The following is a 15897-nucleotide window of genomic DNA, read 5'->3' on the forward strand; positions in this document are numbered from 1 at the left end:
ACGTACTTGTCGTCCGTCTTGTCGTCTTCAGCCACCAACGCCACATCCCTGAGCCGATGCCGACGGTTTCCCGCGGCTGATCACGACATCCCGAGTTCTTTGTCGATCAGGTCGAACAGCTCGTCCGCCGTCTCGACGGAGTCCAGCGCCCCGTCGTCGTCGGCGGGAGCCGCTCCGGGACCCCCGGAGCCGGTGCCGTTGTCGTGTCCGGCACCGCCGCCCTGCGTGGTCCTCTCCTGCCACTTCGCCGTCAGCCTCTGCAGCCGGGAAGTGATCGTCGCGTGGTCGTCCCCGCCGACCGCGGCGGCGCCGAGCGCGGCCTCCAGCCGGTCCAGTTCGACCAGGAGCGGCGCCGCTGGCACGGCCGCGCCCGGGCTCTCGCCCGCCCCCGTGCCGGACGCCTCCGGCAGGGTGATCTCCTCAAGCAGATGTCCCGCCAGCGCCGTCGGCGTCGGGTGGTCGAACACCAGGGTCGCCGGGAGCCGGAGCCTGGTGGCGGCGTTGAGCCGGTTGCGCAGTTCGACGGCGGTGAGCGAGTCGAAGCCCAGCTCCTTGAACGCCTGATCCGGCTCGATCTCGTCCGCCGAGGCGTGCCCGAGGGTCGCCGCCGCCTGGGCGCAGACCAGGTCGACGAGATGCTGCTCCCGGTCGGCCGGCGCGAGCGCCGCCAGAACGGCACCGAGATCCTGCCGCTCGGCGCCGGACCCGGCCGCCGTGTCCGCCGCCCGTCGCGCCGGTGCCCGCACCAGGCCGCGCAGCAGCGGCGGTACGGCCTCGGCGTGGGCCCGCAGCGCCTGGAGGTCCAGGTTCACCGGCAGCAGGAGCGACCGGTGCGCGGGTGCCGTGCCGGGCACCAGCCCGGCCGTGTCGAGGAGTTCGAGTCCCTGATCGACGGTGAGCGGTCGCATACCACCGCGTGCCATGCGCCGCAGGTCCGCCTCGGTCAGCTCGGCGGTCATGCCCGTACCGGGCGCCCACGGGCCCCAGGCGAGGGACACCGCGGGCAGCCCCGAGGCACGGCGGTGAGCGGCGAAGGCGTCGAGGAAGGCGTTCGCGGCGGCGTAGTTGGCCTGGCCCGCGCTGCCGAAGGTGGCGGCCACCGAGGAGAAGACCACGAACGCCGACAGGTCCGCGCCGCGGGTCAGCTCGTGCAGGTGCGCCACCGCGTCCGCCTTCGGCCGCATGACGCCGGCCAGACGCTCCGGGGTGAGGGAGGCGACGACACCGTCGTCGACGACGCCCGCGGTGTGGACGACGGCGGTCAACGGATGCCCGGCGGGGAGGGCGTCCAGCACGGCGGCGAGCTGGTCCCGGTCGGCGACGTCCAGGGCGACGACCTCGACCTCGGCGCCCAAATCAGCGAGTTCCGCGACGAGTTCGGGTGCGCCCGGCGCTTCGAGGCCACGGCGGCCGGCCAGCAGCAGTCGCCGTATGCCGTGCCGGGTCACCAGGTGGCGGGCCACCAGCGCGCCCAGGCCACCCGTGCCCCCGGTCACCAGCACCGTGCCGTCCCGGTCCAGGGGCGCCGGGACCGTGAGGACCACCTTGCCCACGTGCCGGGCCTGCGAGAGGTACCGGAACGCCTCCGGGGCCTGGCGCACGTCCCAGCAGGTGACGGGAAGGGGCCGTAGGACGTCCGCTTCGAAGAGGGCCACCAGCTCGGCGAGCATCCGGCCGATCCGCTCGGGACCTGCGTCCCACAGATCGAACGCCCGGTACGTCACACCGGAGTGCTCGGCGGCCACCGCCTCGGCATCCCGGACATCGGTCTTGCCCATCTCCAGGAACCGGCCGCCGTGCGGCAGCAGCCGCAGCGAGGCGTCCACGAACTCACCGGCCAGCGAGTCGAGTACGACGTCCACGCCACGACCACCGGTCGCCGCCAGGAACGCCGTCTCGAACCCGGTGTCGCGGGACGAGGCGAGGTGTGTGTCGTCCAGGCCCAGCTCCCGCAGCGTGTCCCACTTGCCGGCACTCGCCGTGCCGAACACCTCGGCGCCCAGATGCCGTGCCAGCTGTACGGCGGCCATGCCCACGCCGCCGGCCGCCGCGTGCACCAGCACCGACTCCCCCGGCCGCACGGCGCCCAGCTCGGTCAGCGCGTAGTACGCCGTCAGGAACACGATCGGCACCGACGCCGCCTGCGCGAACGTCCAGCCGGCCGGGATCCGGGCCACCGTCCGGGCGTCCGCCACCGCCACCGGTCCGAAGGAACCGGGGAACATGCCGAACACCCGGTCACCGACGGCCAGTTCCGGCACACCCGGGCCGACCTCGGTCACCACACCCGCGCCCTCACCGCCGAGCAGACCCGCCTCGCCCGGGTACATGCCGAGCGCGTTGAGCACGTCGCGGAAGTTGACCCCCGCCGCGCGTACGGCGATACGGACCTGTCCTTGCGTCAACTGGGCGGTGGCCTCGGGGAAGGGGGCCAGGGCCAGGTTGTCCAGGGTGCCCTTCTCCACGCTGTCCAGGTGCCAGGCCGGTTCGCCCGCCGGGACGGTGAGCGCGCCGCCTGCGGGGACCCGGTCGAGACGCGGCGCGTGGGCCACGCCGTCGCGGAGCGCGAGCTCCGGCTCCCCGCAGGCCAGGGCCTGCGCGAGCACGGCGTGGGAGGCTTCGGTGCCGTCCGTGTCGACCAGCGCGAACCGGTCGGGCGCCTCGGCGCGCGCGGCCCGGACCAGGCCCCACACCGCCGCCAGGGCGGGATCGGGAGCGTGTGCGTCGAGCGCGACCGCGCCCTCGGTGAGGATCACCAGACGGGAGTCCTCGAAGCGCTCGTCGGCGAGCCAGGACCGTACGGCGTCCAGGACACGGCCGGTGGCGGCGCGCGCCGCGGCCGCCATGTCGCCGTCCGCGCCGCTCAGGCCGCGACCCGCGGCGAACAGGACGGTCGCGGGGACAGCGGCGGGCAGCTCGGCCAGGCCCGGGTACGACTCCACGCCGGGCGCGGGGCCGACGGCACCGATCGCCACGAGGGCGCCGGGCGAGAACGCGCTCCGCTCGGGCGTCGCCACCTTCGTCCAGCCCACCTGGAACAGACCTTCGCGGTGGCCTTCGGCATCGGCGTGCGCGGCGAGGTCGCCGGAGACCTGGCGCAGCAGCAGCGACTCCACGGAGGCGACCTCGCCACCCGCCGGGTCGGCCAGGTGCAGGGCGACGGCTTCCGGCCCCGCCTGCACCATGCGGACGCGCAGGGCCCGCGCGCCGGAGGCACGCAGCGACACGCCGCTCCACGAGAACGGCAGCCGTCCCCCGTCGGCATCGGCCAGCGACACGAACATCATCGCGTGCAGGGCGGAGTCCAGGAGCGCCGGGTGGACACCGAAGCCACCCGCGAGCCGCTCGTGCCGGTCGGGCAGTCCGACCTCGGCGAAGACCTCCTCGCCGCGTCGCCAGACCGCGCGCAGCCCCTGGAACACCGGCCCGTAGGCGAAGCCCGCCTCGGCGAAGCGGTCGTAGAAGCCCTCCATGGGGACGGCCTCGGCGTTCGGCGGCGGCCATGCGGTCAGGTCGGGGGCCGTCGGGTCGGCGGGCGCCGGGTCGGCGGTGAGCGAGCCGCTGGCGTTCAGCGTCCACGGGTCGGTGTCGAGCGCGTCCTCGGCCCGGGAGTACACCTCCAGGGTGCGCGTGTGCGACTCGTCGGGTGCGCCCACGCGGACCTGGACCAGCCGTCCGGTGCGCTCGGGCACGATCAGGGGGGCGGCGATGGTCAGTTCCTCGACGCGGTCGTAGCCGAGCTGTCCGGCGGCACACAGGGCGAGTTCGAGGAACCCGGTGCCCGGGAAGAGGACCGTGCCCGTGACGGCGTGGTCGCGCAGCCATGGGTGCGTCCTGAGCGAGAGCCGCCCGGTGAACAGCACCTCCTCGCTGCCGGCCACCCGCACCGCGCCGCCGAGCAGCGGATGGTCCGCCGAACCGACACCGGCGGAACCGAGGTCGCCCAGCGTGACGCCGGTGAAGTCGGGCCAGTAACGGCGGCGTTGGAAGGCGTACGTCGGCAGGTCCGAGTTGCGAACCCGGTCGCCGCCGGTGAGGGGTCGCCAGTCGGCGTCGGCCCCGTGGACGAATACGGTGGCGAGGGCGGCGAGGGCGGTCGGCGCCTCGGGCCGGTCCTTGCGCAGCAGGGGCACGAGGACCGTGCCCTCGGTGTCGTCGAGGGAAGCCTGGGCGAGGGCGGTGAGGGTGCCGTCCGGACCGAGCTCGGCGAAACGGCCGACACCCTGCCCGGCGAGGGCGCGCACGGCGTCGGCGAAACGCACCGGGCGGCGTACGTGCCGCACCCAGTAGTCCGGCGACATCAGTTCCTCGGGGGTGGCGGCGGTTCCGGTCACCGTGGAGACGAACGGCAGCTTCGGCCGCTCGTACGTCAGACTCTCCGCGACCTTGCGGAAGTCGGCGAGCATGGGCTCCATCAGCGGCGAGTGGAAGGCGTGGCTGACCCGCAGCGCGGTGACCTTGCGGCCCTGAGCACGGAAGCGGGCGGCGATCTCCTCGACGGCCTGCGAGGCGCCCGCGACGACAACGGCCCGGGGACCGTTGACCGCCGCAATCCCGACCTCGTCACCGAGAAGGGGCAGCACCTCGTCCTCGGCGGCCTGGAGCGCCACCATCGCACCCCCGGACGGCAGAGCCTGCATCAGCCGACCCCGCGCCACCACGAGACGACACGCGTCCTCCAACGACCAGACCCCGGCGACGTGCGCTGCCGCGATCTCACCGATGGAATGCCCGGCAAGGACATCCGGGCGCACACCCCACGACTCCAGCAGCCGGAACAGCGCCACTTCCAGCGCGAACAGGGCGGGCTGGGTGAACTCCGTGCGGTTCAGCAGGTCGGCGTCCTCGCCGAACACCACCTCCCGCAGGCTGAAGGGCAGTTCCGCGTCCACCGCGTCGAAGGCATCCGCGAACACCGGATACGCGTCGTACAACTCCCGGCCCATACCGAGGCGCTGGGAACCCTGACCGGCGAACAGGAACGCCGTGCGCGCGTCACGCCGTACCGTGCCCGTCGCGGCGTTCACCGCCTCCTCGCCGCAAGCCACCGCCTCCAGCGCCCGCACCAGCTCCGCACGCTCCGTACCCCAGACCACCGCCCGGTGCTCGAACAGAGCCCGCGACCGCACGAGAGAGGCGGCGACCTCAGCTTCGGCGGTCCGCTCGTCGGCGGCCACGAACCGCGCCAGCCGGCCCGCCTGGGCCCGCAGCGCCGCACCCGTACGGCCCGACACCACCCACGGCACCACAGCCCCGCTCACCCCGTGCGGCTGTGACTCCGGATCGGCCGGCGCCTCCTCCAGCACCACATGCGCGTTCGTGCCGCTCAGACCGAAGGACGACACACCGGCGCGGCGCGTCCTGCCCTCGACGTGCGGCCAGTCGGCGCTGTCCGTGAGCAGTTCGACCGCTCCGGCCGTCCAGTCGACGTGGGACGAGGCCTCGTCCGCGTGCAGGGTGCGCGGCAGCACGCCGTGCCGCAGCGCCAGCACCATCTTGATCAGACCGGCGACACCCGCGGCGGCCTGGGTATGACCGATGTTCGATTTCACCGAGCCCAGCAGCAGGGGCCGTTCACGATCCTGACCGTAAGCGGCCAGGATCGCCTGCGCCTCGATCGGATCACCCAGCGCCGTACCCGTACCGTGCGCCTCCACCGCATCCACATCCGACGGCCGCAACCCGGCCCCCGCCAGCGCCTGACGGATCACCCGCTGCTGCGAAGGCCCGTTCGGCGCCGTCAGACCATTGGACGCACCATCCTGATTGACGGCCGAACCCGCCACCACCGCCAGCACCGGACGCCCGGCCGACCGCGCGTCCGACAACCGCTCCACCAACACCAGACCCGCACCCTCGGAGAACCCGGCCCCGTCCGCCGCGTCCGAGAACGCCTTGCACCGGCCGTCCGCCGCCAGCCCCCGCTGCCGGCTGAAGTCCAGGAACAGCCCCGGCGTCGACATCACCGTCACACCACCGGCCAACGCCAGATCGCACTCACCCGCCCGCAACGCCTGCACCGCCAGATGCAGGGCGACGAGGGCGGCGGAGCAGGCCGTGTCCACCGTCACCGCGGGTCCTTCCAGACCGAGGGTGTAGGACACCCGGCCGGAGACGATGCTCGCCGCGTTTCCGGTTCCGAGGTGGCCGCCGACGTCCTCGCCGGAGGCGACGAGCAGGGGCGTGTAGTCGTTGCCGTTGGTGCCGGCGAAGACGCCGGTGCGCGAGCCGCGCAGGGTCGTCGGGTCGATGCCCGCCCGCTCGAACGCCTCCCACGCCAGCTCCAGCAGCAACCGCTGCTGCGGATCCATCGCCAGCGCCTCACGCGGCGAGACGCCGAAGAAGGCGGGGTCGAACGCGGCCATGTCCCGCAGGAATCCGCCTTCGCGGGCGGTGCAGGTGCCGGGGTGGTCGGGGTCGGGGTGGTAGAGGCCGTCGACGTCCCAGCCGCGGTCGGCCGGGAAGGGGGCGATGGCGTCGGTGCCGTCGGCGAGCAGGCGCCAGTAGTCCTCGGGGGTGTCGGCCCCGCCGGGGAAACGGCAGCTCATCGCGGTGATGACGATCGGGTCGTCGGTGAGGGAGGCCGAGTCGGCCGCGGGCCGCGCGGTGGCGGGCAGGCGGTCGTCCTCGGAGGCCGTGCCGAGTTCGCCGAGCAGCATCCTGGCGAGTTCGGCGCAGTTGGGGTAGTCGAAGACCAGGGTGGCCGGCAGCCGCATCCCGGTGATCTTGTTCATGCCGTTGCGCAGTTCGACGGCGCTGAGCGAGTCGAAGCCGAGGTCGCTGAAGGCGCGGGTCGGCTCGACCGCCTCGGGGCCGGGGTAGCCGAGCACGGTGGCCACATAGCCGCGGACGACGTCGAGGACGGCGTCCGGCCGTTCGTCGGCGGCGAGCGTGGCCAGGTGGCGGCGGAGCGCGGACTGGTCGCCGTCGGAGCCCTCGCCGAAGGAGTCGCCGGCCGTCCGGCCGGAGGCGGCGTCGCGCACCGGTGCGAGAACGCGCTGGGCGTCGGCCAGTTCGCGCAGGAGCGCGCTGGGCCGGGAGCCGGTGAAGGCGGGCGCGAACCGTTCCCAGCCGATGTCGGTCACCGCGAGGTAGGTCTCGCCGTGGTCGAGCGCCTGCTGGAGGGCCTGGCAGGCCAGTTCGGGCCGCATGTCGTACACGCCGTAGCGGCGCAGGCGGTCGCCGACCGCGCCGTCTCCCATGCCGCCGTCGGCCCAGTGGCCCCAGGCGACGGCCGTGGCGGGCAGGCCGAGAGCGCGGCGCTGCTGGGCGAGGGCGTCCAGAAAGGCGTTGCCGGGGGCGTAGTTGCCGAGGCCGGGGCCGCTGATGGTGCCGGACGTCGAGGAGAACAGGACGAAGGCGGACAGGTCGAGACCGGTGGTCAGTTCGTGCAGGTTCACGGCCGCGGTGGCCTTGGTGCGCAGCACGGGGTGCATCCGGCCGGGGTCGAGGGCGTCGATGACGCCGTCGTCGAGGGAGCCGGCGATGTGCAGCACGGCGTCGAGCGGGTGTTCCTCGGGGATCGCGTCGATCAGCTCGCGCAGGGCGTCACGGTCGGCGACGTCGCAGGCGGCGAGGGTGACGCGGCCGGCGCCGAGGGCGGTCAGTTCCGCCGACAGTTCGGCGGCGCCGGGCGCTTCGGCGCCCCGGCGGCTGGTGAGCAGCAGGTGGTCGGTGCCGAGGGAGGCGAGCCAGCGGGAGATGTGTCCGCCGACCGCGCCGGTGCCGCCGGTGATCAGCACGGTGCCGCGCGGGCGCCAGCTGTCGCCGGGCGGTGTGGCGCCGTCGAGCGGGGCGCGCAGCAGGCGGCGGCCGTAGGTGCCGGAGGCGCGGACGGCGGTCTGGTCCTCGCCGTCGGGCCGGGCGAGCAGGGCGCACAGCCGGTCGCCCGCCCTGCGGTCGAGGGTGGCGGGCAGGTCGATCAGGCCGCCCCAGCGGTCGGAGTGTTCGAGGGCGGCGACCCGGCCGAAGCCCCAGACGAGGGCCTGGTGTGCGCCGGACACGGTCTCCGAGGCGGTGACGGCGACGGCACCGCTGGTGGCGCACCACAGGGGGGCGCTGACGCCGAGGTCGCCGAGGGCCTGAAGGAGCGTGAGCGTGCCGGCGAGTCCGGCGGGCACCGACGGGTGCCCGGGGTGCGGGGTCTCGTCCAGGGCGAGCAGCGAGAGCACTCCGCCGAGGTCGGCCGGGTCCACGGCGGGTTCGCCGTCCGTGGCGGCGAGCGCCGCGGTCAACAGGCCGGCCAGGCCCTCGCGGTCGGCGTCGGGGCCGGCGCCGTCGACGGTCACGACGCGGACGGGGACGCGGTGGTCGGCCAGGGTGCGCCGGGTGGCGTCCGCCAGGGCGTGGCCGGCGCCGGGGACGACCAGCAGCCAGGTGCCGGACGGGGGCGCGGCCGCGGTGTCCTGGGTGAGCGGGGTCCAGCCGACGGTGTAGCGCCAGCTGTCGACGGTGGACTGCTCCTTGCTGCTGCGCCGCCAGGCGGACAGCGCGGGCAGCACCTCGCGCAGCGGGGTGTCCCCGCCGAGGTCGAGGGTGGCGGCGAGCGAGGTGAGGTCTTCCTCCTCCACGGTCCGCCAGAAGCGGCTCTCCACCTCGTCGGAGACCGTCGTGCCGTCCTCGGCGACGGTGTCCGCGTCCCGCAGTTCGGGCCAGAACCGCAGCCGCTGGAAGGCGTACGTCGGCAGGTCGACGCGGCGGGCGCCGGTCCCGGCGAAGACGCTGGGCCAGTCGACGGCGACGCCCTGGACGTGGGCCTCGGCGAGGGAGGTCAGGAAGCGGTCCAGGCCTCCCTGGTCGCGGCGGAGCGTGCCGAGGACGACGGCGTCGGCGCCGGTGTCCTCGACGGTCTCCCGGAGGCCGAAGGCGACGACGGGGTGCGGTCCGACCTCGATGAAGGCACGGTGCCCGGCGGCGAGCAGGCCGCGGACCGCCTCCTCGAAGCGGACGGTCTCCCGCAGGCTGGTGTACCAGTAGGCGGCGTCCAGGACGGTGTCGTCGTCCAGCCAGTCGCCGGTCACCGAGGAACGGAAGGGGATCTCGGCGGGCGTCGGCCGGAGTCCGGCGAGTGTGTCGAGGATCTGTTCGCGCACGGGTTCGACGTGTGCGGAGTGGCTGCCGTAGTCCACGGCGACCTTGCGGGCCTGGACGCCGTCCGCGGTCAGCGCGGTGAACAGCTCGTCCAGGGCGTCGGCGGCGCCGGATACGACGACCGAGCCGGGGCCGTTGACGGCGGCCACGGAGAGCCGGTCGCCGTACGGCTCCAGCCGGGTGCGCACCTCGTCGGCGGGGAGCGGGACGGACATCATGCCGCCGTCGCCCGCGATGGCGGTGATGGCCTTGCTCCGCAGGGCCGCGACGCGGGCGCCGTCCTCGAGGGACAGGGCGCCGGCGACGACGGCCGCGGCGATCTCGCCCTGGCTGTGGCCCACGACGGCGGCGGGCTCGACGCCGTAGGAGCGCCACAGGTGGGCGAGGGAGACCATGACGGCCCACAGGACGGGCTGGACGACGTCCACCCGGTCGAGGTCGGGGGCGTCGGGGCCGCCGCGCAGGGCGGCCGTCAGCGACCAGTCTACGTACGGCGTGAGCGCCTGCTCGCACTCGGCGACGCGGCGGGCGAACTCGGGGGCGGTGTCGAGGAGTTCCCGGCCCATGCCGGGCCACTGGGCGCCCTGGCCGGGGAAGACCAGTACGGGTCCGGTGCCGCGCCGGTCGAGGCCGCGGACGACGTCGCTGACCAGGCCGTCCTCGACGAGGTCGCGCAGCCCGCGTTCCAGGCTCTGGTCGTCGGCGGCGAGCACGACCGCGCGCTGCTCGAAGGCGGTGCGGGTGGTGGCCAGGGACAGGCCCAGGTCGGCGTGGCCGAGTCCGGGGTGGGCGCGCAGGTGGGCGAGGAGCCGTCCGGCCTGGGCGCGCAGACCGTCGCCGGTACGGGCGGAGAGGGGAACGAGGACGGGCGTCGGCAGGGCGTCGGCCGTGGCCTGTCCGGCCCTGTCGAGTGCCGGCGCGTCGGGGCGCGGGGCGGTGTCGTGCGGCGTGTCGTCGGGGGCCTGCTCGATGATGACGTGGGCGTTGGTGCCGCTCATGCCGAACGAGGAGACGCCCGCGCGGCGCGGCCGGTCGGTCCGCGGCCACGGCACCGGCTGATCGAGCAGCCGTACGGTCCCGGCGGACCAGTCGACCTCGTGGGTCGGGTTCTCGGCGTGCAGGGTCGCGGGGAGCAGGCCGTTGCGCAGGGCCATGACCATCTTGATCACGCCGCCGACCCCGGCGGCGGCCTGGGAATGGCCGATGTTGGACTTCAGCGAGCCCAGCCAGAGGGGGTGGTCGTCGGGACGGTCCTGGCCGTAGACGGCGATCAGCGCCTGCGCCTCGATCGGGTCGCCCAGCGTCGTGCCGGTGCCGTGCGCCTCCACCGCGTCGACGTCGGCCGGGGTGAGCCCGCCGCCGGCCAGGGCGGCGCGGATGACCCGCTGCTGGGAGGGCCCGTTGGGGGCGGTCAGGCCGTTGGAGGCGCCGTCCTGGTTGAGGGCGCTGCCCTGGACGACGGCGAGGACGGGGTGTCCGCTGCGCCGGGCGTCGGACAGCCGCTCCAGCACGACCATGCCGACGCCTTCGGCCCAGCTCGCCCCGTCGGCGTCCGCGGAGAACGGCTTGCATCGGCCGTCCTCGGCGAGCGCCCGCTGCCGGCTGAACTCGATGAGGGAGCCCGGCGTCGACATGACGGTGACGCCGCCGGCCAGCGCGAGGTCGCACTCGCCCTGCCGCAGCGACTGCACCGCGAGGTGGAGGGCCACCAGGGACGAGGAGCAGGCGGTGTCGACGGACAGCGCCGGGCCCTCCAGTCCCAGGGCGTAGGCGATACGGCCGGACAGGACGCTCGGCGAGTTGCCGGTGCCGATGTAGCCCTCGAAGCTCTCCTTGGCGGCGCCGAGGATACCGATGTAGTCCTGGTAGGTGACGCCGGCGAAGACGCCGGTGAGGCTGCCGCGGCGGGACGCCGGGTCGATGCCCGCCCGCTCCAGTGCCTCCCAGGACGTCTCCAGCAGCAGCCGCTGCTGGGGGTCCATCGCCAGGGCCTCGCGCGGGGAGATGCCGAAGAAGCCGGGGTCGAAGTGGCTGGCGTTGTGCAGGAAGCCGCCCTCGCGGGCGTAGCAGGTGCCCGGGTGGTCCGGGTCCGGGTGGTAGAGCGCCGCGAGGTCCCAGCCGCGGTCGGCGGGGAGCGGGGAGATGCCGTCGCCGCGGTGCGCGACGAGGTCCCACAGTTCCTCGGGGCTGGAGATGCCGCCGGGATAGCGGCACGCCATGCCGACGACCACGATCGGATCGTCGTCGAGCCGGGCGCGGGAGGCGGTGGGCGCCGCCGCGTCCGGCCGGGCGCCGAAGAGTTCCTCGTCGAGGTGCGCGGCGAGCGCGAGCGGTGTCGGGTGGTCGAAGACCAGGGTGGCCGGCAGCAGGACGCCCAGTTCGGCGCTGAGCTGGTTGCGCAGTTCGACGGCGGTGACGGAGGCGAAGCCGAGGTCCTTGAAGACGCGGGAGGGCTCGACCTCGTCGACGTCGACGTAGTCCAGCACGGCGGCCACCTTGCGGCGCACCCGGTCGAGCAGCACCCGTCGGCGCTCGGCGGCGGACCGGGCGGCGAGCCGGTCCAGCAGGGTCGCCTCCTCTGCCTCGGCACCGGAGTCGGCGGCGCGCCGGCGCACGGCACGGGCGGGGGCGGCGGGACGGCCGGGCTCGGCGGCGTCGCCGACAGCGGCATCCGCGTCCCCGCGGGTGCCGACCACGGCATCCGTGTCCGTACGGTCCGCGGTGGGGCCGGTGTCGCCGAGTTCCGTCGCGGTGGGCGCGCCGGGGGCGGGCCGCAGGCGCAGCGACTCGATGGCGAGCACCGGCTGCCCCGAGGCGTCGGCGGCGCGGAGCGTCACCGCGTCCTCGGCGCACCGGGCCAGGCGGACCCGCAGGGTGGCGGCGCCGTCGGCGAGGAGGGTGGCACGCTGCCACGCGAAGAGCAGCAGCCCTTCGCCCAGTCCTTCGGGCAGGCCGAGGCCCAGCGGATGCAGTGCCGCGTCCAGCAGGGCCGGGTGCAGCCCGTAGCGCCGCGCCTGTTCGCGTGCCTCCGCGTCGAGGGCGACCTCGGCGTACACGGCGTCACCGTGCCGCCATACGGCGGTGAGGGCGCGGAACGCCGGGCCGTACTCCAGACCGGCGTCGGCGGCCAGCCGTTCGTACAGGTCGGCGAGGGCGACCGGTTCGGCTCCGGCCGGAGGCCAGACGGCGAAGTCGGCGAAGTCGGCCGCCCGGTCCGCCGGCGCGGGGCCGGCGGGCGTGAGCAGGCCGCCCGCGTGGCGGGTCCACCCGGCGCTGTCGGACCGTGCGTCGTCGGGGCGCGAGTAGACGGAGAGGGCACGGGTGCCGCGGGCGTCCGGCTCGTCGATGCGGACCTGGAGTCGGACCGCGCCGCGCTCGGGGACCGTCAGGGGCGTCTCCAGGGCGAGTTCGCGGACCTCGTCGCAGCCGACCTGGTCGCCCGCGCGGACGGCGAGCTCCAGGAAGGCGGTGCTGGGCACCACGGCCGCGCCGCCGAGCCGGTGGTCGGCCAGCCAGGGGTGCGAGCGCAGGGACAGCCGTCCGGTGAGCACGACCGCGTCGCTGCCCGCGACCGGCACCGCGGCGGCGAGCAGCGGATGGTCGGTGGCGGCGAGACCGAGCGAGGAGGCGTCGCCCGCCGCAGCGGGCACGTCGAGCCAGTAGCGCCTGCGCTGGAAGGCGTAGGTGGGCAAGGGGACGTGCGGCGCCCGGGACAGTGACGGCAGGGCCGCCGTCCAGTCCACGTCGACGCCCCGGGTGAACAGGGCGGAGACGGCCGTCAGCAGCGTCCGCCGCTCGGGACGGTCGTCCCGCAGCGCGGACACCTGCAGACCGTCCGCCGTGGGCAGGCAGGACCGGGTGAGCGTGGTCAGGGTGCTGTCGGGGCCGAGTTCGAGGAAACGGGTGACGTTGCGGTCGGCGAGGGTACGGACGCCGTCGGCGAAGCGGACCGCGTCCCGCAGGTGCCGCACCCAGTACTCCGGGGAGACGAGGTCCTCGGCGGTGGCGGGCGCGCCGGTGACGTCGGAGACGACGGGGATGCCCGGAGCCTCGTAGGTGATGCTCTCGGCGACGGCACGGAAGCCGGCCAGCATCGGTTCCATCAGCGGGGAGTGGAAGGCGTGGCTGACGCGCAGCCGCCGGGTGCGCCTGCCCAGCGCCTCGACGGCGGCGGCGACCTCGCGCACCGCGTCCTCGGTGCCGGAGACCACCACGGACAGGGGTCCGTTGACGGCGGCGATCGAGGCTTCGGTGTCCCGACCCGAAAGCAGCGGCAGCACCTCGTCCTCGGACGCCTGGAGCGACACCATCGCCCCACCGGCCGGAAGCGCCTGCATCAGCCGGCCCCGCGCCGCCACCAGACGGCACGCGTCGGCCAGGGACCACACCCCCGCCACATGCGCGGCGGCCAACTCGCCCACCGAGTGACCGAGCAGCACGTCCGGACGCACACCCCACGACTCCAGCAGCCGGAACAGCGCCACTTCCAGCGCGAACAGAGCGGGCTGCGCGAACTCCGTCCGGTTCAGCAGGTCGGCGTCGTCACCGAACACCACCTCCCGCAACGGGCACGGCAGTTCGGTGTCGAGGTGGGCGCACACGGCGTCGAAGGCATCGGCGAAGACCGGGTGCTCGGCGTACAACTCCCCTCCCATGCCGAGCCGTTGCGAGCCCTGTCCGGCGAACAGGAATGCCGTACGGCCGTCCTGGAGCACGGAGCCGATGACGGCGCCGTCGGCGGGCTCGCCGTCCGCGACCGTCCGGAGACCGCGCAGCAGTGTCTCGCGGTCCGCGCCCCAGACCACGGCCCGGTGCTCGAAGGCCGAGCGGGTGCGGACGAGGGAAGCGGCCACGTCGGCCGGCGTCGCCCCGGGACGGTCGGCGAGGTGGTCGGCCAGCCGGGCGGCCTGGGCGCGCAGCGCGCTCCGGCTGCGCCCGGAGACCATCCAGGGCAGCACGGTGGTGGGCTCGGAGGGGGCGTCGCCCGGAACGGCGGCGTCGGCGGGCGCTTCGGCGAGAGGCTGCCCGGGGTCCGCTCCTTCAAGGGCGGGCTTCGGCGGAGCGGGCTGTTCCAGGATCACGTGGGCGTTGGTGCCGGACACGCCGAAGGCCGACACGCCGGCCCGCCGCGGACGTCCCTCGGCCTGCGGCCACGCGGTGTTCTCCGTCAGCAGCCGCACCTCGCCGGCCGACCAGTCGACGTGGCTCGACGGCTGTTCGGCGTGCAGGGTGCGCGGCAGCAGTCCGTGGTGCATCGCCAGCACCGTCTTGATGACGCCGGCGACCCCGGCGGCGGCCTGGGTGTGGCCGATGTTGGACTTCAACGAGCCGAGCCAGAGAGGCTGTTCGCGGTCCTGCCCATAGGCGGCGAGGAGGGCCTGGGCCTCGATCGGGTCACCGAGTCTCGTGCCCGTGCCGTGCGCCTCCACCGCGTCGATGTCGGCGGGGTTGAGCCCGGCCCCGGCCAGCGCCTGACGGATGACCCGCTGCTGGGCGGGCCCGTTGGGGGCGGTCAGGCCGTTGCTGGCGCCGTCCTGGTTGACGGCGGAACCGGCGACGACCGCCAGCACCTGGTGCCCGTTGCGCCGGGCGTCGGAGAGCCGCTCCACGACGAGCACACCGACACCTTCGGCCCAGCCGGTGCCGTCCGCCTCCTCGGAGAACGCCTTGCACCGGCCGTCCGCCGCCAGCCCGCCCTGCGAGCTGAACTCGACGAACGCGCCGGGGTCGGCCAGCACCGTCACGCCGCCGACCAGCGCCAGGTCGCACTCGGCGGACCGGAGCGACTGCGCCGCCAGGTGCAGCGCCACGAGGGACGACGAGCAGGCCGTGTCGACGGTCACGGCGGGTCCCTCGAAGCCGAAGGTGTAGGCGACGCGGCCGGAGACCACGCTGCCGGCGACACCCGTCAGCAACTGGCCGCCGAGCCCCTCGGGCACCTCGCGCAGTCCGGCGCCGTATCCGGAGCTGCCGGCGCCGACGAACACACCAGTACGGCTGCCGTGCAGTGCGTCGGGCCTGATCGCCGCGTGTTCGAGGGCTTCCCAGGACGTCTCCAGCAGCAGTCGCTGCTGGGGGTCGACGGCGAGGGCCTCGCGGGGCGAGATACCGAAGAAGGAGGGGTCGAACTGCCCGGCGTCATAGAGGAATCCGCCCGCCCGGGTGTGACTGCGGCTGCGTCCGTCCTCTCCTGTGCCGTGCAGGGCATCGAGGTCCCAGCCGCGGTCGGTGGGGAAGCCGGAGATCGCGTCGGTGCCTTCGGTGAGCAGCCGCCACAGGTCGTCCGGGCCCTCGACCCGGCCGGGCAGCCGGCAGGCCATCCCGACGATGACGACCGGGTCGTCCGTCGTGGCCGTCAGCGCCGGAACCTGCGGCAGCGCGTCCGCTCCCGGGTCGCCGTCCGCGAACAGCTCCTGCCGCAGCAGCCGTACGAGCGCCGTCGGCGTCGGATGGTCGAAGACGAGGGTGCTGGGCAGCTTGAGGCCGGTGTCGGTGGCGAGCCGGTTGCGCAGCTCGACGGCGGTCAGTGAGTCGAAGCCCAGGTCCCGGAAGGACCGCGTGGCCTCCACCGTCGAGGTGTCGGCGTGACCGAGCACCGCCGCGACCCCGGCGAGGACGGACTCCAGCAGGGCACGGTCGCGGTCGGCCGCGGGCAGTACGCCGAGCCGCTCGCGCAGTGCCGAGACGGCCGGTACGTCGGCGAGGGTGTCCTCGCTGGTGGTGGGGGTGGTGCGGGCTTCGGGAAGACTCGCAAGCAACGCGCTGGGACGCACACTCGTGTACGCGGGAGCGAACCGCTCCCACTCC

Annotated in this window: 1 protein-coding gene; it reads right to left on the bottom strand. The window is 74.7% G+C overall.

Annotated elements, in window-relative coordinates; genetic code table 11:
* Positions 1-80 precede the first annotated feature (80 nt).
* Complete coding sequence (locus ABZ490_RS40295; protein ID WP_359002212.1) at positions 81-15848, bottom strand: type I polyketide synthase; 15768 nt, start codon at positions 15846-15848, stop codon at positions 81-83.
* Between the last annotated feature and the right edge of the window lie 49 nt (positions 15849-15897).

The sequence above is a fragment of the Streptomyces sp. NPDC005811 genome (genome assembly GCF_040630405.1).
In the GTDB taxonomy this organism is placed as follows: domain Bacteria; phylum Actinomycetota; class Actinomycetes; order Streptomycetales; family Streptomycetaceae; genus Streptomyces.